The sequence below is a fragment of the Rhizobium sp. BK181 genome, from assembly GCF_014193305.1.
Lineage (GTDB): Bacteria > Pseudomonadota > Alphaproteobacteria > Rhizobiales > Rhizobiaceae > Rhizobium.
Genome location: NZ_JACHZA010000021.1, coordinates 16,800 through 34,699, shown reverse-complemented (window position 1 = coordinate 34,699; position 17,900 = coordinate 16,800). Strand labels below are relative to the sequence as shown.

Sequence of the window (17,900 nt, the reverse complement as noted above, 5' to 3'; positions counted from 1 at the left end):
TATGTCCACCTTCGAACGATATCTGACCGTCTGGGTCTTCCTCTGCATCGTGGTTGGAATCGCGCTCGGCCATGTCATGCCTGGCGTGTTCCATGGCATCGGCGCGGCCGAAGTCGCCAAGGTGAACATCCCGGTCGCCGTGCTGATCTGGCTGATGGTCATCCCGATGCTGCTGAAGATCGACTTCGGCTCGCTGGCGAAGGTCGGCAGCTATTGGCGCGGGATCGGTGTGACGCTCTTCGTCAACTGGGCCGTCAAGCCCTTCTCGATGGCACTGCTCGGCTGGCTGTTCGTCGGATGGCTTTTCCGCCCACTGCTCCCGGCCGACCAGATTGACTCATACATTGCTGGTCTGATCATTCTGGCGGCCGCGCCGTGCACCGCCATGGTGTTCGTGTGGTCGAATCTCACGAAGGGCGAGCCCCACTTCACCCTGTCACAGGTAGCCCTCAATGACGCCATCATGATCGTCGCTTTCGCACCGATCGTCGGACTGCTATTGGGCCTCTCGGCGATCACGGTCCCCTGGGATACTCTGGCGATATCGGTGGTCCTCTATATCCTCATCCCGGTCGCCATCTCCCAGATCGTTCGCAAGCGCCTGACTGCTGATGGCACGACGCGATCCCTGAACAGTTTGCTGGCAAGGCTGCAGCCCCTTTCGCTTCTTTCCCTCCTTGCCACCTTGATCCTGCTCTTCGGGTTCCAGGGCGAGCAAATCATCGCGCAGCCCGCCGTCATCGGCTTGCTCGCGGTGCCGATCCTGATCCAGGTCTACTTCAACTCCGCACTGGCCTACCTGCTGAACCGGATATCGGGCGAACAGCATTGCGTCGCCGGGCCGTCAGCCCTCATTGGGGCAAGCAATTTCTTCGAGCTCGCGGTCGCCGCCGCCATCAGCCTGTTCGGCTTCCAGTCCGGAGCGGCGCTCGCGACCGTCGTCGGCGTCCTCATCGAGGTTCCCGTGATGCTGTCGGTCGTCTGGATCGTGAACCGTACCAAGGGCTGGTACGAGGCCGCGCCCGCCGTTTCCAAAAACGCCGCAACCGAAAGGACATGAACATGGATGTCACAATCTACCACAACCCCACATGCGGGACGTCGCGGAACACGCTCGAAATGATCCGCAATGCGGGCATCGAGCCGAGTGTAATCGAATACCTCAAGACGCCGCCGTCACGAGCCGAGCTGGTGAAAATGATCGCTGACGCGGGCCTCACCGTGCGTCAGGCGATCCGTGAGAAGGGAACGCCCTACGAAGAACTTGGTCTCGACGATCCTTCGTTGACCGACGACCAATTGCTCGACGCCATGCTCAAGGACCCGATCTTGATCAACCGTCCGTTCGTCGTCACGCCGCTCGGCACGAGGTTGAGCCGACCGTCTGAAGCTGTGCTCGATATCCTGCCGGACACTCAAAAAGGTGCCTTCACCAAGGAAGACGGCGAGAAGGTTCTCGATGAGAAGGGAAAGCGCGTTGTCTGAGGAATTTCCCGCTCTCGAGGAGCGGCATCTTCGCCAGCCTGACCTCGAAGCGCTCCGCCCGCGGTTCTCGACACACAAGCCGCGCATCCTGATCCTCTACGGATCGCTCCGTGACGTTTCCTACAGCAGGTTTCTCGCTCACGAGGCACGCCGTCTGCTGGAGCGAATGGGATGCGAGGTTCGGGTGTTCGATCCCAAGGGCCTCCCCCTGCCAGATGAAGCTCCCGTCAGCCACACCAAGGTGCAGGAACTTCGTGAACTTTCCGAATGGTCCGAAGGCCAGGTATGGGTCAGCCCCGAGCGCCATGGCGCGATGACCGGCGTCATGAAGTCCCAGATCGACTGGATTCCCCTTGCCGTCGGGTCGGTGCGGCCAACGCAGGGAAAGACGCTCGCGGTAATGCAGGTATCTGGCGGCTCGCAGTCATTCAATGCCGTCGGCCAGCTTCGCATCCTCGGCCGCTGGATGCGGATGATCACGATCCCCAATCAGTCTTCTGTCGCCAAGGCATATCAGCAGTTCGATGCCGACGGGCGGATGAAGCCGTCGTCCTACTACGACCGTGTCGTCGACGTCTGCGAGGAACTGGTGAAGTTCACTTTGCTGACCCGCGACGCCTCGTCCTACCTCACCGACCGCTACAGCGAGCGGAAGGAAGACGCGGCCAAGCTCGAACAGCGGGTTCAGCTGAAGTCGATCTGATCTCAGCCAGCGGCGACAACGCTACGTTTCGTCGCCATCGCCACGCTGACAAATGCGGCCATGCCGACCATCCCGAGCGCGGCCGTGGCGAACAATGACAGACTGATGCCAAGCAGTTCCATAGCCATCGCAAAGGCGAAAGGCGCGGCAGCTCCCAATGCGAGGCGGGCGGCCGCCATCTTGCCCGTGATCGCTCCGTAGCCGTCGCTGCCGAACAGATAAAGCGGAAGGCTGCCCTGTGCGATCGAATTGATCCCCGAGCCGAGACCAAGGCAGATCGCGAAGGCGACGGCTCCCGGCAGCCAGCTTCCACTCAGGCCGAGGATCAAGATGCCGACGACCATGAGCGCAGCCGATATGACCGCAAGCATGGGCGGCAACAGGCGCGTGCCGAAGATCATATTGAGCAGGCGGCTCAGAACCTGGGCGGGTCCGAAAAGCGAGCCGATGACCACCGCGGCCGCTCCAAGCCCGAGATCACCGAGCATCGGAACCATGTGCGCGAGGATCGATGCCAGAGTGAACCCGAGGATCGCGAAGGCGGCCGAGACGACGACCATCGCACCCCGGCGGGCCTCCGGCGGGATTGCGCCGATCACTCGTTGTCGTTCGCGAGCGGTTCCGTTGGCGCTTGCCGCCTTACCCTTCCGCATCATCCAGAAATGCAGGGGCATGCAAACGACCAGATTGAGGGCTGCGAACACCAGGTAGATTTCCCGCCACGACATATATCCCATCAGCGCCGCCGAGATCGGCCAGAAGATCGTGGAGGCAAAGCCGCCGATGAGCGTCAGATAGGTGATGCTACGGGAGGCCGTCTTTGGATCGCTTTCGACGAGCGCCGCGAAGGCAGCCTGGTACTGGACCATCCCGGAGGATACCTCTAGCAGGACGATAGCGAGCGCGAACACGGCGACCGACGGTGACCAAGCGCAAAGGGCGAGCGTCAGTGCCGAGAAAAGCGAGCCGACGGTCAGCACGGTCGCCGCCCCGATCCCGTCCATCTGTTTTCCAATCATCGGGGCCGAAAGCCCACCGACGAGGAGCGACACCGAGAACACGCCGAAGACCTGCTCGAGAGTGATCCCGAGGTCCTTCGCCATTCCGGGTGCGAGGATTGAAAACGAATAGTAGAGCGTCCCGTAGCCGATGATCTGGGTCAGGCCGAGCGCGAAAATCGTTGCGAGCGAAATCGCGTTCTTCGTATCACGCATTTTGGTTCTCTTCCGACGTCTCGGTAGAGCAGCAGGCTCCCTCACCTTCGCCAACCCCAAGTACTCGCAGATGTCCCGCGCAGCAGTCGTGCATAAGGAACGTGACTAGCCCCGATAGTGCCTCGTAGTTCGCGCTGTAGACGATCGATCGGGACTCCCTCCGCTGGTCGATCAGCCCGGCCCGTTCGAGTTCCTTGAGATGGAACGAGATGTTCGACGGAGAGACACGCATCTTCTCGGCGATCGCACCCGCCGCCATTCCAACCGGACCGGCGACGACGAGCGTGCGTACGACGCCCAAGCGGGTTTCTTGCGACAGCGCCGCGAAAGACATAAGGGCTTGACGTTCTTCCATAATTCAATATTCCTTGAAACATTGATCAGAGGGGTAGCGCATATGGACTCGATCATCAAGACGCTTTTGACGACATCGGACTTCACTGTGGGTCAACTCCTGTCCCATATCGGCTCCGCGCCGAATTTGCCGTTGATATTGTCGTACGAGGGCAAGGAGATTAAAGGCGGCTACCACGTCACGGAGGTCAAGGCGGGGCGGTTCTCGCCCCTCGATTACGGGGCGAATCCTGAAGAATAGTCAGAAATCTTCGTGCAGCTGTGGGATATCGACGAGGACAGCCGGACCCGTATGACAGCAGGGAAGTTCGCCGCGATCATCGGCAAGGTATCTGAACATGTCGGCCTCCGACGGATCAGCGAAGCTCACGTTCGAGCTAGCGACGGCATCGAGCCCATGCGACTCTTTTGCAAAGGTCTGCCTGACGGCCGTGCCGGGCATCTGGAAGTGGGCTTGGCACCGCGTCGAGCGAGTTGCAAGCCGCGGGACCGTTGGCTCACGGAGCAACCCGTTGCCAAAGCGTCGTGTTGCTCGTCTTCCGCCGGGTCTTCGTGCTGCACGTAATCGCTGCGCATGAGCGGAGGACAACAGGCGTCGCTTCAATCGGCGTTCCTGATAGCAGATGGTCAATCACGCTCTGCCGGAGAACGGGCGTCACGATCACTCGCTCCGGTGGAAGGTAATTCAGCAGCCAGAGGAGTTCCTTTGCGGGCAGCCAAGGGAGCGCAAATTCCGCGTCACCGAAATCCAGGAACAAGCGGCGCCTCCCTCCCCGCCAACGCTCGACGATAGCTGAGGCGCGATCCCATGGAAACCGCCTTCGAATTACCGCTCTGTGCGGTCTCACTTGAAAAGCATCCATATACCATCCATATAACATCTATGTGGATGGGGATACGTTATGAAGGACAATGTTCACAAGCTCCGCGACAAGGGCGGTGAGTCTGAAAAAATCACGATTAATCTAGGCTATGTCGATCTCGGTCGTGTCGATCTTCTCGTGCAGGAAGGCTTTTATTCCAATCGCACGGATTTCATCCGCACGGCAATCCGAAACCAGCTTGCCATCGAGCGTGAGGCGGTCACTCAATCGATCGTCCGGCACACTCTCGAACTGGGACTTCGCGACTATACCAGTGCCGATCTTGAAGCGGTGAGGGCTGCCGGAGAACGCCTCGATATCAAGATAGTCGGACTTGCCCGCATCGCAGCCGATGTCTCCCCCGAGCTTGCCCTTGCAACCATCGAATCCATCACCGTGCTGGGCGCACTTCACGCCAGTGCAGAACTGAAATCAGCGTTGGCCGAGCGTATTCGCTAGGGCAACGGCAACACCAGCAAGGACATGTCCATGAACGAGGATTTCCTAGCATCCATGCGCCGGGCAACACTATCCACACGCGCCTTCAACCTCGCCGAGGCGACACGCGTGATCCAAGTTGCACTTGCGGGCCCTCCAGCGTTGCGCACTCACGGGACAGCAGACCCGGACATTACCCCTGCTCCATCAAAAGGCCGGTCAAAACCTTTTCCGATCGATCCCGCCGCAGAGGTCATCGAGCCGACGAAAGGGCTGAGCGGGGCTGCAACCTCGCAAAGGTTGCGAAAGCCCCTCGGAGAGGTTCTACGCATCCTGCGTGAAGGACGGTCGGCGAGCAGCGCGTTCGGATCGATGTCGGGTTCTACTCCGCCAGACATGGCCAAACATGGCCCCTATCCTGCGGTTGCAGATGGGGCACAATTTCTCATCCGATCCTTTACCGGTGCGGCCGGCCGACGAGAGTACAAGCTCTACATACCGGCATCCGCGCATGACCAGCCGCGCGGGCTTGTCGTGATGCTTCACGGTTGCAAGCAAGACCCAGATGGGTTTGCCGTTGGCACGCGCATGAATGATATTGCCGAGGCACACGGCCTGCTCGTCGCCTATCCCAGCCAGACCGGGGCGCACAACGCCTCGTCCTGCTGGAACTGGTTCCGGCCGACGGATCAGATGCGCGGGGCTGGAGAACCTGCGATCATTGCGGGGATCACCGCGGAGCTCATGTCTGAATTCAACCTCGATCGCGACCGGGTTTTCGTCGCCGGCCTTTCAGCGGGCGGCGCGATGGCGGCCGTCATGGGCGAGACCTATCCCGATCTCTATGCCGCAGTGGGCATCCACTCTGGACTGCCCTATGGATCGGCAAACGACGTCATGTCGGCATTTTCCGTCATGCGCGGGGATGCAGGTTTTATATCCCGGCCCGAGCGCAGTGCTCGCCCGATGGAGCTGGTTCGCACCATAGTCTTCCAGGGAAGTGCTGACCGGACGGTTCATCCTTCCAACGCCAAACGGATCGTGACGGCAGCCACTCCGGCAGGCTCGACAACCCAAACGCAAACGGGCCGTTCCGCAGGCGGGCGGACCTATACGAGAACAATTGTTGCCGACCCAAATGGGGTATCGACGGTGGAACACTGGCTCGTCGAAGGTGCCGGACATGCCTGGTCGGGCGGCCATGGCAGCGGCTCCTACACCGACTCCTATGGACCGGATGCCTCAGCAGAGATGGTTCGTTTCTTCCTCGAGCATCTTAGGCTAAGGCGAAACTAAATCACACGATGAAACCCTTACGCGTGGACGGAAGACCCCTCGATAATGGAAATGGGTCCTGAGGTCTCAATCACCCGTTCAAGCCGTAGCCCGGCGGCGTTGAACAAGCTTGCATACTGTGCCTCCGTCCTCTCCAAGCCGCCGGTGACGGCGAGCATGACCACGTCGATACCTTTAATGTGGTTCGGTTCGTCACCCGCCGGGATCAGCGTCTCTGCCACAAGCACCTTCGCGTTCGGTAGCATCGCCTTTCGGCAATTTCGCAGGACCGCCACAGCACGCCCATCGTCCCAATCGTGAATGACCTTCTTGATGACGTAGACGTCACCGCTGGGAAGGCTCTCAAAGAAATCACCAGCGATAAATTCGGTGCGCGGCAGGTCGCCTCCGGTACCGTCATGTGCCGCCGCGACGCCCGAAGGCAGATCGAAAAGCACGCCGCGCAGATGGGGGTTGCGGGCTAGGATCGCCGAGAGAAGCTGACCATGTCCGCCCCCTACGTCAATGATCCTCGTGAACGGGGTGAAGTCATAAGCTTCGGCAACGGCCTCGTTGCTGCCTTGGCTCACAGCGACCATAGCACGCTGAAACAAGGCAGCCTGCTCGGGGTGTTTCGACAGCCAGTCAAACCTTGGGCTCCCGAACACCTTGTCGAAGGCTGGCCTTCCTGTACGGACAGAATACAGGAGTTGCTCGAAGGCAAGATATGCCTCGCTATTGATCATACTGACGAAGTCACGCGGACTCGGCCGATCGGAGCGCAGCACGGCACCGACCTCCGTCAACTCGAAATGTCGGGGCGCTACTTCCCTGAAAACCCCTTCAGGCGCGAGAAGTCGCATTACACGATAAAGCGGGTCAGCATCTGACTGAGTGGCGGCCGCTAGTTCATCCACCGACCGCTCGCCGTTGGCCAGAAGATCGGGGACGCCGAGTTCGATAATGACCCGCAGCGCCTGTGACACAGCGAACCCGAATCCGAGCCTCATGATCTGCTGCGACGCGCTGGACATGGATTCTCCTCGACTGTGTGCGTAACCCTAACAGAATTGAGCAAGCGCAACTAGGCTGCTGCCTTCAATCCGACAGGCCCGCCTTCCGAAATCCGTTCACAACCAGGCCCATTGAGACCGGGTTCCTGAGCGGCAGGCGTCGGAGCGTCGTGAGTGAATCCGGGAGACAGGGAGTGAAGCTTGGAAAGCGCGTCTTTAGCCTCCTCGAGGCGGTCGAGGTGGGCGTTAGTTGTGACCTGAACCCGATAAGTAGAGTCCCAATCGGGATAGTGGCCAGCCGAACGTTTCGCAAAATCGATGGCTTGCTCGAGGCGGCCGCGGAAGAGGGCGGCAAGTGCGGCGACCGTCAGAAACATGAAACGGCCGGAATCCAGCGGGCTCAACGCCATGGCGTGCTCGGCAAGTCCAAATGCTTCGCTCGGGTTTCCGCCGAAAACCAGCGCTGCGGCGGCGGTGAAAACCACGTATCCCGCGCCGGTATTGAGGTCGAGGGCGCGGCGCACTGCGTGAAGACCGACATCATAGTCGCGTGCCACCATCACAAGCACAAAGCCGGCGCTCGCCAGCGACATTGCATCCTCGTCGCCGGCAAGATTGCGCGGCAGGCGCGCGCGATAGCCGACAGCGGTGATCGGCAGACGACACTTTTGCGCCCTAAGCAGACTTCAGCATGAACGACCGTCTCGCCGTTACCTCGAAAGTCCATCGAGATGGCAACCAGCGCAATGGAAGAGATCGATAGACAACCCATGCTGCCGTACAATGCTGCTCGCAGCCGCTTGAATCGACTATCGATCAAGAAAGAGGTGGCGCGCGAGAATTGCCGCCCCTTAAGCTCTCCCCAAGAAAGGCTCTCTTCCCCCGGAAGGGTTGAAAGTGCTTTGGTGCGCCTGAGTATGAGTTCATTCGTGATGATGGCACCGACCACGCCGTCTCCACGGGCCGACTGCGGCACTTGCGGCGGCCGACGTTCGCTAAGCACCATCGACCTACTGGCTCCGCCCCAGCAGGTCTTCGCGTTCCTTGACGACACAACCGTTGTCGGAGCCCACATGCAGAAGCGCTCGCTAATGATGTTGGGTGCCACCATGCGATACGACGTCGATGCCGGGAACGGGCAAGTCGTCGGCTCCATCGTAAAGATGCGCGGCAAGGTTCTCGGCATGGAGCTGCTCGTCGAGGAGATCATCACCGAATGGCACCCACCGTGGCGGAAGTCGTGGCAAACGCTCGACCGTCCGAAGTTCCTCGTCATCGACTCCTATGGACTTCGTCATCAGGCCGATCTCGGAAGGCACCGGTAATCGTCAAAATTCAATACTCGCATTCCCTCAGCCCGGTGGGTAGCTGGCTGGGCGGAGTTCCGGCAAAAGCGTACGCCAGGTGGTGCGTATCAAAAATGACGTCGGAGGCGGGTAATCACTTCTCACAGCCTCCGAAAAGAACCTGAATGGAAGGCCGGTCACCCGGCCCTCCCGACGGCCTCAGGCGGCCATCTTCTCACAGCTGACCGCGCAGCGTCGGCAAGCATCAACGCAGCTTTCCATGTCGCCGATGCGCTCGCAGTCAGCAGCGCATTCCCGGCAGATTTCCGCGCATTCACGGCAGGTGTGCTTATGATGCGGTGTGCCGAGCAACATGAAATGCGCCGATGTACGGCACATTTCCGAGCAAGCCATCATGAGACGGAAATGGTCAGGCTTCGTATGTTCGCCACCCATTTCCAAACAGTGGGTCATCGCCATCGATAGGCACTCCTGGTAGCAAGCCAGGCAGGTCTCGATGCAACGCTTCATTTGTTCCGATTGGTGGTGCATGACCGGCTCCTACTTGGCTTCCTTCTCGACCCACTTGGTCATGTACGCGATCTCCTTCTTTTGCGCAGCGATGACCTTCTTCGCCATGTCCTTCGCCGCTTTGTTATCGCCGTACTTCAGTTCGGCCTCGGACATGGCGATCGCGCCCATGTGGTGGGCGATCATCCCGCAGACGAAAGCCACATCGGGGTCTTTCTGCATCATTCCCGTCATCATGTCGTCGTGCATCGACTTCATGCCGTCCATCACGGCCTTCTGGTAATCGCCCATTTTATCCATGGGCATATCCATCTTCATGTCACCGCCAGAAGACATGTCCATCTTCATCCCGCCGCCGGACGCCGTGCCCATGTTGGCCATGTCCATCCCCTTGCATTTTTCGGGATAGGTCATTTCCTGGGCGATAGAAGGCTGCGCTGCAAATGACAGGCAAGACGCGGCGAAAGCCGTCAAAAGGTACTTCGTTTTCATCGGAAATCTCCAAAGATTGGGTTGATCGAAACGTCAGACCGCGACGTCTCTCGGCGGCGGATCGATTGGCCTGATTAATAGGAGCGGGCTTGCTGCCGCGTGTCCCGGGAAAACGATGCCTCCCAACCGCAGCGACGCACCGGAGAGCACGACGATCGGCATAAGCGGACAGCAATGCATGTCAGTGCAGCATGCGCCTACATGTATCGTATCCGGCTTTTCATCATGTGAGCCTGAGTAGGCATGCACGCACTGCCCGCCCAGCGAACTAGCGTTCACCGACGGGGCCATCGCCGCGATCACCATCAAGCTCAATGCCAGGGCCATTATGACATGGGCCATTTTGCTACGAATACGGCTCACCGCGAATTTCCCTTTCGCTTCCACTGCGAAAGCAGAATTTTGTTCCTGAGGGCGATATGGGCTGGGAAGCTTGGAAAGCAACCAAGGAGCGCGAAGTGGATACCCAATTTTTACAGAGTCACGGCATCCTCCACGGCAATTGGAGGGGATCGAATGCGCAAAGGCTACAGGGGTTATCAGATCGCCTTGCACTGGGTTATCGCTGGACTACTGCCGATACAGTACCTCACTGGAGGTAGTATTGAGCGGACCCATCATGCGGTGCACATGGGCGTGCAGCCGTCGGCGACCGACGTTCTGCAGCATCTGATCCACAACTATGCAGGGCTTGTCATCGGCGGGTTGATGGTCCTGCGGCTTCTCCTGAGGATTATGCAGCCGCCTACAAGAGCAACGCCGCTAACACGCGCCGACCTGCTCGCGACAGCCCTCCACATTGCCTTCTATACAGCGATCATCGGTCAAGCCGCACTTGGTTTCGTCGCCAGCTATTTGACCTTCTCCGTCGCCCCGCTTCATGTCATCGGATCGAATGTGATCCTGATGATGGTCGCGATCCACTTCACCGCTGCTGCCTGGCATACGTTGATCAAGCGAGACGCTACAATCGACCGGATAATCCTTCCCCGCACAGACGAGCCGGCTACCTGAACCGTCAGGTCAGACGCTAACCGCATTGTTCGTTGACTCGCTGAATTTGACGATTGGACCCAAGTCCGATGGCGAGGGGAGCGGTTAGTCCTAGTCTCTTCCTATCCTCTTCTGCTGGGAGGATAGTGGGAGGCCACAGCGGAGGGGTGGTTTGCAAAAAGCCGGGGTCGCCTCCCTCAAACTCGTTGCCGTCCGAAATTGCAGGCGGTTCAGCAAAAATAGATGTTGACCTTCCAACGGTGGCAAGCCGTACACGCCCCCATGACTGCCTCACAATGGTCGCGAATCTTTGAAACGTTCGGCAGCGCAATTGAAGCGAGGCTGCTTTGGCTGTAGCTCTTGGGAATGGGCAAAATGTATCGAATCGCACTGAGCAGACTGCTCATAGTCGTGCGGCTGGTGATCATCGTATCGCTGGCAGGATACACCTTGTCCAACGCAAATGCCGCCATGCATGGATCGGCTTTCCCCGAATTGCCGTCACCAATTATCGCGAGCGGGCACGACCATAGTGCCATGTCTCACGATCATCACGGCATGTCCGGTCACGATCATTCGATGTCCGGTGATCAGGCGGCGGCTCAAGATGTTTCCCAGCAGCATGATCACGGGTCATCCACGGGCGATGACGACCAGTTCTCAAAACAGGAGTGCTGCAAGGATTTCTGCGGCGGCTTTGGCATTGTTTGTGAAGCTCACGACGTAGGCGGACCCGTCGTGTCTTCGATCCGGCAGTTCGTCAACGATCAAAGTCTCGTTGGCGAGCTGCCGCCTCTCTATCGACCGCCTAATATCTGAATAGCGATTAGCCCGTCCTGACGGGTCCGGAAGGCATGCCGTGGCGACAGCCGCGCCTGCCGGTCGACTTCTGCTATTCGGATTTTTTAAAATGAAACCTTCCCTCTTTGTGGTGGGGCTGCCCCTCTTGGTGGGCGGCTGCGCATCCACCCCTCCCGATGTTATTGCGTCGGCGGACGTTCAACAGACGTACTCGGTGCGTCCTCTTCGATACCGTTCGCCCATCTCTGGCTTCGTTGCCCGCCAGCCTGTCGATCCCAAGCCGTGGCGGCAACAAAACGAGCAGCTGTCTCCGAAGAGTGGAGACCAATCATGATCGCCATCAAGAGAGCGGTAGTCCTGACAGCTATTCCGCTGGTTCTGGCCGGTTGCGTCAGCAGTGCCGAATACGCCGGAAAGGAAGCGGGCTTTTCCACGGTCTCTGCCAAAGTCGGTGGTGTCACGTCTAAACAGACTGTCTGGGTGCAAAACCAACAGCAGGCACAGGCAACGTCCTCTCGCGTGAGGGCCATCCTTGGCAGGAACAAGGTGCTGGACGCCGAGACAGCCGTTCAGGTCGCGCTCATCAACAACAAGGGCCTGCAGGCAGCCTACGCCGACCTCGGCGACAGCGCGGCAGATGCCTGGCAGTCGACGATGCTGCTGAACCCGACGGTTTCTGTAGGCTTCTCGGGGGTCGGTGCGCCGGAACTTGAGGCATTTCGTACAATCGAGGGGGCGATCACCACAAACCTTCTCGCCTTGATGACGAAGAAACGGGACATCGAAATCGCCGACACCCGTTTCAGGCAGGCCCAGCTGAACGCTGCCGCTAGGACCCTGCAGCTCGCAGCGGAAACCCGTCGTGCCTGGATCAACGCCGTCGCCGCATGGGAAAACGTCGGTCAGCTGCAACGAGCACAAGCAGCCGCCGACGCAGCGTCAGAACTCGCCGAAAAGCTCGGAGAAACAGGCGCAATGACCAAAGGCGGCCAAGCCCGTGAGCATGTCTTCGTTGCCGAGCTGGCTGGCGAAACGGCGAAGGCTCGACTGACGGCTCGTCTTGCCAAGGAGGAACTCACGAGACTGATGGGCCTATGGGGCACAGATGTCGATTACCAGGTTCCAAACAGTCTCCCGGCACTGCCACGGTCGCTTGCCAAGCGCGACGCAATAGAGACCGTAGCCCTCAGAAGTCGTATTGACCTTCAGGTCGCCCGCCTGGAACTGGAGGCCACCGCGCGATCCTATGGCCTGACCGAGGCCACGCGCTACGTCACGGACCTGGAAATCCTGGCAGGATTCGAGGCCGAACGCGAAGTCGAGGACGGGAAGAAGAAGTGGGAAACCACCGCTGCTGGCGAGCTGGAGTTCTCAATCCCCATCTTCGACACCGGCAAGGCACGGATGCGCAAGGCAGAGCTTGGCTACATGCGAGCCGCGAACCAATTGGCGGAAAAAGCCGTCAATGTGCGTTCGGAGGCGAGATCGGCCTACGAGGCTTATCGCTCTAACTACGACATCGCCCGGCACTACCGCAACAACGTCGTGCCGCTGCGTACCAAGGTCGAGGAAGAGTCCCTGCTCACCTACAACGGGATGATCACCAACACGTTCGAATTACTCACCGATACTCGGGACAAGATCAATTCCATCCTGCTTTCCGTCAACGCCAAGCGAGACTTTTGGCTGGCCGATGCGAACCTCGCCCCGGCTGTCTACGGCGGCGGCTCGTCTGCGGCGGCAGCCGAGACGGAGGTCGCCTCGGCCTCCGAAAGCGTCAGCGGCGCTCATTGAGAAAGGGCACTCAGATGTTCAATAGACGACAACTTTTTGGCGCTGGCGCAGCCCTGATGGCAGCTGGAGCCTGGACCAAGACGTCCGCGATGGGCCTGCCGGACGCTCCGGCAATGGCGTCGGCCGATTTGCAGCCTCCACTGCACCCGACCTCGGGCCCCGATTATCAGCCGGTTGTCACCCTCAACGGCTGGACACTTCCCCATCGGATGAACAATGGAATCAAGGAATTTCACCTTGTCGCCGAGCCGGTGGAACGAGAGATGGCGGATGGCATGACCGCCTACCTCTGGGGCTACAACGGACAATCTCCAGGACCGACCATCGAGGCTGTCGAGGGCGACCGTGTTCGTATCTTCGTCACCAACAAACTGCCGGAGCATACGACGATCCACTGGCACGGCATGATCCTGCCATCGGGTATGGACGGCGTTGGCGGTCTCACGCAGCCGCACATCCCGGTCGGCAAGACATTTGTCTACGAGTTCGATCTCGTGAAGTCCGGCACCTTCATGTACCACCCGCACTCGGATGAGATGGTCCAGATGGCGATGGGCATGATGGGCTTCTTCGTCATCCACCCCAAGGACCCAAAGTTCATGCGGGTCGACCGGGACTTTGTGTTCCTGCTCAACGCCTATGACATCGATCCCGGCACCTATGTACCCAAGGTCATGGAAATGACCGACTTCAACATGTGGTGCTGGAACAGTCGCATTTTCCCCGACATCAGCCCGCTTGTCGTTTCCAAGAACGACCGCGTGCGTGTCCGCGTCGGCAACCTGACGATGACCAACCACCCGATCCACATGCACGGCTATGACTTTGAGGTCACCTGTACGGATGGAGGCTGGGTGCGGCCGGAAGCGCGGTGGCCGGAGGTCAGCATCGACATCCCCGTCGGGGCGATGCGGGCTTACGAATTCGATGCCAAGTACCTCGGGGACTGGGCGATCCATTGCCACAAGTCGCATCACACCATGAACGCAATGGGCCACGACATCCCAACCTTCATCGGTGCCGACAAGTCGAAGGTAGCCGAAAAAATCCGCAAGCTGCAGCCCGATTACATGCCGATGGGAACCAAAGGCATGGCTGACATGGGCGAAATGGAAATGCCCATCCCCGAGAACACCATTCCCATGATGACCGGTTGGGGTCCCCACGGGCCCATCGAGATGGGGGGCATGTTCTCGGTCGTGAAAGTCCGTGAGGGCATCTCGGCCGACGATTACTCCGATCCGGGTTGGTACGAAAACCCGCCCGGGACCCAAGCCTGGGAGTGGACTGGCGAACTGCCGGACGCTCCCGAGGCCAAAGACGCAAACACCACCATCACGCCGAAGCCGATGAAACACGGTTGACGCACATCCTCAGCAACGAAGGACCTGACATGAAAATTTACGCACTTGCACTGGCTCTCGCCGCCATCACCTCCCCCGCACTGGCCTCCGGCAACCACGCTGGTGGGCATGGGGAAAAGATGGCGGTTGGTGAACCCGGCGATAAGGCGAAGGTCACGCAGACCATCCGCTTTACAATGAAAGAGACCGAAGACGGCAAGATGCTGTTCCAGCCTGCTGTCATTAAGGTTCGCAAGGACCAGACGGTGAAAATCTCCATCAAGAATGCTGGGGAAACCGACCACGAGTTCGTGCTCGACCAAGAAGGTAAAATCCTGGAGCACAAGAAGGTGATGGAGAAGTTCCCTGAGATGGAGCACGCCGACCCCAACGCAATTCGCCTGGCGGCGGGTGAGTCTGGCGAGATCATCTGGAAGTTCACCACAGGCGGCGACTTCAAGTTCGCCTGCCTCATCCCCGGCCACTACGAGGCTGGCATGCACGGCGACGTCACCGTCGCCGCCAAGTAAGCGCCCCCCAAAAAAGGAGACTAACATGAAGATCGCAATCAAACTCGCTTTGGCCTTCCTGCTCTCCGTCAGCGCCGCTGCTGGAGCATTCGCGCAGGAGTTCACCAAGGGCGTCGTCAACAAAGTCGACGCGAAAGGGCAGAAGATCACCATAAAGCATGAGGACCTGAAGAACCTCGACATGCCCGCCATGACAATGGTTTTTCGGGTCAAGGATGCGGCCATACTTGAGAAACTCAAGGCGGGCCAAAACATCGAGTTCGTTGCCGAGCGCGTTGATGGCAAGCTGACCGTCACGCAGGTCAAGTAAATAGTGCGCCCGGGCCGCTGAAAACCGGCCCGGGCGCGACGAAGACAGCTAATTGGCGCGAAGGTCCGTCGGTTTGAGTTAGCCGACTAGGACACCTGGCGGGTGCATAGCGATTCTACGAGGTCCTCTTTCCAGTCGAGAGTCGCCTGACTTGGCAGCGGCAGGTACCCCTTGCCACCCACGAAAACCTTCCCGGGCAGACACTTGACCCGCGCGTCATGATTTCCATGATCGATAAAAATGGTCCTGCCGTTACTCAGCCGCTCGGTCAGCCTGATAGTGACGTCACGGTCATATTCCCGAGACCGAAACGCGGTGACGGATCGCACCGACAAGGCAACCGAGACAATCCGCCGAGAAGATTGACGTGTGAAATGGGGGAAGGTCAGCGCCAATACTCGACGCCGCCAAGCTGACAAGAGCCGTGAATAGAATTGGCGGTCCCCACATGTAGCCCTCCCGAGCCGGAGTGAGTGGGATTCCTTGCTCAGAGAGCGGTCGATATCGGAGGTCCGCATTATGTCGCAACGCTCCGCCCTTGAGGTCACTCGCCTTTGCGTTGTCCAGGACATCGAACACGTGCATGCTGTAGCAACCATCGCCCCGTTGCAGGTCATCAGTCAGAGTGCCCGCGATCCCTCAGAAGACAACCGCTCGGCTCGGCAGCCAGGGTCGATGCCTTGAAAGAGGCGTGTGCCGCTTCGTTCAACAACATCTCCCGGGAATCCTCGGTGAAGAGCGGTGCGGTGAAATTTATCTGGTAATTGCAATGGTGGCTTTCTCTCTCGTGCGGGGCAATAAGTGTCTGAATTTCTTCTATTATGTGAAAACCTCCAGGTCCACGTAATTTAAATGGCCGCAAGCTCGGATGTTGCGACCACAATCCGTCACCACGGGCTCATGTCGCTGTCTACACACCGCTGGAAAGGAGCTTCACCAACGCTTGAGCGCCGCCAGTCGATGACGCAGGGTTCTGGCCCGTGATCAGACGTCCATCCGTGATCGCAAAGGGTTCCCAGTTGGGTTTTTTTTCATAGATTCCGCCCAGACGTCTCAGTTCGTCCTCTACGAGGAAAGGCACGACGTGAGTGAGCTGAACCTCCTCTTCCTCGGTGTTGGTGAAACCCGTAACGCGCTTTCCCTTCACGATCGGCTCGCCCCGATAGGTAACATGGTGGAGCACACCGGGTGCGTGGCAGACGGCGGCGACGGGCTTGCCGGAGTCGTAGAAGGACTCGATTAGCTTGATTGAGTCAGGATCTTCGGCCAGATCCCACATTGGACCGTGGCCGCCCGGGTAGAATACGGCGTCGAATCCATCGGAACGCGCGTCCTTCAGCAACTTCGTCGTCGCGAAAACCTGTTGCGCGGCTGGATCCTTCTTGAATCGCGCCATCGCTGGTGTCTGGTTTTCCGGAAGATCGCTCTTCGGATCGACGGGAGGCTGTCCGCCTTTAGGCGAAACAAGGGTCAGGTCGATCCCCGCGTCGCGGAATACAAAGTAGGGGGCAGCACCCTCCTCCAGCCAGAAACCCGTCTTCCGGCCGGTGCTTCCTAGAGTGTCGTGTGATGTAAAAACCATCAAAATCTTCATCTGTCGGCTCCTCGCTTCAATGTTCGGCAGTCGAATGCTGCACGAGCCGGAGTATGCGCGTCGCCCGGCGCCATTGCACTTGAACGATGGTATCGGCGATACCGAATGGTAATGGCGGACCGTTCGGAAGTCCTCAAGGTGTCTGGAGTTTGCAATCGCGCATTGAACCGCCGCACTTCCCGGCTGACCGCATCGTGGTGCTCGACCAGCGGCTTCTCATTATCCAGCAACACCTCGTTGGGAACGCCACGAAATCGAAGGAACGCACCTTCCAGTCCTTCGAACCGGTCGGTTTGCCCCTCTCGCAACGAGGCTCGGATATGTATGCGTCTCGAGTAACACAACGCTGCGACAAACACGTACACCCGAAGCCGCTCACCGGCGACCCATACGCACGTCTGGCCAAAGTCGATTTGCAACTGGCGACCTGGTGGAATTTCGAACCGAACTGTCGCACGCTTCTGTGCCTTCAACTCCCGTCGCCACTGCCGAACTCGAAGCTCTACAGAACGCAGGCCGATGACAATTCCGTGCTCGCTCGCCAACTCCTGGCGGATTACATCCGCATTGCCGTCATGACGGAAAAAGCGTTCTCGCAACCAATCGTCCAGCCCGTCAAACGAACTGCGCCGAACAGGTTTCTTGAAAAGCGACACGCCGCCTTCCCGCAAATATCGGCGAACCGTGTTGCGCGCGCACGCAAATTCCTTGGACAGCCGCTTGGCACCCAACCAAGAACATGTAGTCGCAACATTGCCACCACCTCAACCTGAAGCATATCCCCGCCCTGCATCGTTCGCGACAATGGAGATGCAATAAAACCTCGCTCGTCATCCAACTCTCCTCGTTTGACACGAGGGGTCAGTTCTTGCTTCGTTGGG

The 17,900-nt window shown here is 59.1% G+C and carries 22 protein-coding genes and 1 pseudogene; 15 read left to right on the top strand and 8 right to left on the bottom strand.

The genetic code is table 11. The features are described 5' to 3' along the window. The first annotated feature begins 1 nt into the window (after position 1). From arsB to arsH, 3 genes are read left to right on the top strand one after another with little or no spacing between them, the layout of a single operon-like run. Positions 2-1,060 carry an ACR3 family arsenite efflux transporter gene (arsB, locus tag FHT77_RS27395; protein ID WP_183758274.1) on the top strand — a complete coding sequence of 353 codons (1,059 nt, stop codon included), beginning with the start codon at positions 2-4 and terminating at the stop codon, positions 1,058-1,060. Next, on the top strand, positions 1,057-1,485 hold the full coding sequence (arsC, locus tag FHT77_RS27390; RefSeq protein WP_183758272.1) for an arsenate reductase (glutaredoxin): 429 nt from the start codon (positions 1,057-1,059) through the stop codon (positions 1,483-1,485). Before arsB ends, arsC begins: the two co-directional genes overlap by 4 nt. Next, on the top strand, positions 1,460-2,188 hold the full coding sequence (gene arsH / locus FHT77_RS27385; protein WP_183758270.1) for an arsenical resistance protein ArsH: 729 nt from the start codon (positions 1,460-1,462) through the stop codon (positions 2,186-2,188). Before arsC ends, arsH begins: the two co-directional genes overlap by 26 nt. A gap of 2 nt (positions 2,189-2,190) precedes the next feature. Here arsH and arsK read toward each other — a convergent pair whose 3' ends face one another. Beyond that, positions 2,191-3,402, bottom strand: coding sequence for an arsenite efflux MFS transporter ArsK (arsK, locus tag FHT77_RS27380; RefSeq protein WP_183758268.1), 1,212 nt, complete (start codon positions 3,400-3,402; stop codon positions 2,191-2,193). Next, positions 3,395-3,757 carry a helix-turn-helix transcriptional regulator gene (locus FHT77_RS27375; protein WP_183758266.1) on the bottom strand — a complete coding sequence of 121 codons (363 nt, stop codon included), beginning with the start codon at positions 3,755-3,757 and terminating at the stop codon, positions 3,395-3,397. The genes arsK and FHT77_RS27375 overlap by 8 nt, the downstream gene beginning before the upstream one ends. 42 nt (positions 3,758-3,799) lie before the next feature. On the opposite strand from FHT77_RS27375, the gene FHT77_RS32135 reads away from it, so the two are divergent. The 4 genes from FHT77_RS32135 (at position 3,800) to FHT77_RS27360 (ending at position 6,353) form a co-directional block, all read left to right on the top strand. Beyond that, positions 3,800-3,997, top strand: a complete 198-nt coding sequence (locus FHT77_RS32135; RefSeq protein ID WP_312859779.1) for a hypothetical protein — start codon at positions 3,800-3,802, stop codon at positions 3,995-3,997. Positions 3,998-4,048: 51 nt separating this feature from the next. Then, a complete protein-coding gene (locus FHT77_RS32130; protein WP_312859781.1) occupies positions 4,049-4,321 on the top strand; it encodes a hypothetical protein in 273 nt (90 codons plus the stop codon). A 337-nt stretch (positions 4,322-4,658) separates the two neighbouring features. Further along, entirely contained in the window at positions 4,659-5,078 is a 420-nt protein-coding gene (locus FHT77_RS27365; protein ID WP_183758264.1) for a CopG family transcriptional regulator, read from the top strand. Positions 5,079-5,108: 30 nt separating this feature from the next. Beyond that, positions 5,109-6,353: an alpha/beta hydrolase family esterase gene (locus FHT77_RS27360; protein WP_183758262.1), complete on the top strand. Its 1,245-nt coding sequence runs from the start codon at positions 5,109-5,111 to the stop codon at positions 6,351-6,353. A 17-nt stretch (positions 6,354-6,370) separates the two neighbouring features. Here the strand turns inward: FHT77_RS27360 and FHT77_RS27355 are convergent, their stop codons facing one another. After that, the gene (locus tag FHT77_RS27355; RefSeq protein WP_183758260.1) at positions 6,371-7,366 is read right to left on the bottom strand and encodes a methyltransferase; all 996 of its coding nucleotides are present in this window, start codon (positions 7,364-7,366) and stop codon (positions 6,371-6,373) included. A gap of 50 nt (positions 7,367-7,416) precedes the next feature. Further along, a complete protein-coding gene (locus FHT77_RS27350) occupies positions 7,417-7,938 on the bottom strand; it encodes a tetratricopeptide repeat protein (RefSeq protein WP_183758258.1) in 522 nt (173 codons plus the stop codon). Between the two features lie 339 nt (positions 7,939-8,277). Between FHT77_RS27350 and FHT77_RS31160 the strand changes: the two genes are divergently transcribed. Continuing rightward, the gene (locus FHT77_RS31160) at positions 8,278-8,670 is read left to right on the top strand and encodes a hypothetical protein (protein WP_183770350.1); all 393 of its coding nucleotides are present in this window, start codon (positions 8,278-8,280) and stop codon (positions 8,668-8,670) included. A 180-nt stretch (positions 8,671-8,850) separates the two neighbouring features. Here the strand turns inward: FHT77_RS31160 and FHT77_RS27340 are convergent, their stop codons facing one another. Both FHT77_RS27340 and FHT77_RS27335 read right to left on the bottom strand, forming a co-directional pair. After that, positions 8,851-9,183: a four-helix bundle copper-binding protein gene (locus tag FHT77_RS27340; protein ID WP_183758254.1), complete on the bottom strand. Its 333-nt coding sequence runs from the start codon at positions 9,181-9,183 to the stop codon at positions 8,851-8,853. Between the two features lie 9 nt (positions 9,184-9,192). Continuing rightward, positions 9,193-9,654 (bottom strand): DUF305 domain-containing protein, encoded by a 462-nt coding sequence (locus FHT77_RS27335; RefSeq protein ID WP_183758252.1) that lies wholly within the window; start codon positions 9,652-9,654, stop codon positions 9,193-9,195. Between the two features lie 516 nt (positions 9,655-10,170). On the opposite strand from FHT77_RS27335, the gene FHT77_RS27330 reads away from it, so the two are divergent. The 7 genes from FHT77_RS27330 to FHT77_RS27305 all read left to right on the top strand — a co-directional run bounded on the left by FHT77_RS27330 (position 10,171) and on the right by FHT77_RS27305 (position 15,425). Beyond that, positions 10,171-10,668, top strand: coding sequence for a cytochrome b (locus FHT77_RS27330; protein ID WP_183758250.1), 498 nt, complete (start codon positions 10,171-10,173; stop codon positions 10,666-10,668). 345 nt (positions 10,669-11,013) lie between these two features. Next, positions 11,014-11,466, top strand: coding sequence for a hypothetical protein (locus FHT77_RS27325; RefSeq protein ID WP_183758248.1), 453 nt, complete (start codon positions 11,014-11,016; stop codon positions 11,464-11,466). A gap of 91 nt (positions 11,467-11,557) precedes the next feature. Further along, positions 11,558-11,782, top strand: coding sequence for a hypothetical protein (locus FHT77_RS31690; RefSeq protein ID WP_246720202.1), 225 nt, complete (start codon positions 11,558-11,560; stop codon positions 11,780-11,782). Continuing rightward, positions 11,779-13,242: a TolC family protein gene (locus FHT77_RS27320; RefSeq protein ID WP_183758246.1), complete on the top strand. Its 1,464-nt coding sequence runs from the start codon at positions 11,779-11,781 to the stop codon at positions 13,240-13,242. Before FHT77_RS31690 ends, FHT77_RS27320 begins: the two co-directional genes overlap by 4 nt. A gap of 14 nt (positions 13,243-13,256) precedes the next feature. Beyond that, positions 13,257-14,606 (top strand): multicopper oxidase family protein, encoded by a 1,350-nt coding sequence (locus FHT77_RS27315; RefSeq protein WP_183758244.1) that lies wholly within the window; start codon positions 13,257-13,259, stop codon positions 14,604-14,606. Between the two features lie 29 nt (positions 14,607-14,635). Beyond that, positions 14,636-15,115, top strand: a complete 480-nt coding sequence (locus tag FHT77_RS27310) for a plastocyanin/azurin family copper-binding protein (RefSeq protein ID WP_183758346.1) — start codon at positions 14,636-14,638, stop codon at positions 15,113-15,115. A gap of 25 nt (positions 15,116-15,140) precedes the next feature. Beyond that, positions 15,141-15,425 (top strand): copper-binding protein, encoded by a 285-nt coding sequence (locus FHT77_RS27305; protein ID WP_183758242.1) that lies wholly within the window; start codon positions 15,141-15,143, stop codon positions 15,423-15,425. 910 nt (positions 15,426-16,335) lie between these two features. On the opposite strand, the gene FHT77_RS27300 is transcribed toward FHT77_RS27305, so the two are convergent. Together FHT77_RS27300 and FHT77_RS27295 are read right to left on the bottom strand one after the other, a co-directional pair. Next, positions 16,336-17,019: a type 1 glutamine amidotransferase domain-containing protein gene (locus tag FHT77_RS27300; RefSeq protein ID WP_183758240.1), complete on the bottom strand. Its 684-nt coding sequence runs from the start codon at positions 17,017-17,019 to the stop codon at positions 16,336-16,338. 152 nt (positions 17,020-17,171) lie between these two features. Next, positions 17,172-17,853: pseudogene (locus FHT77_RS27295) on the bottom strand (IS21 family transposase); the annotation flags it as partial. Between the last annotated feature and the right edge of the window lie 47 nt (positions 17,854-17,900).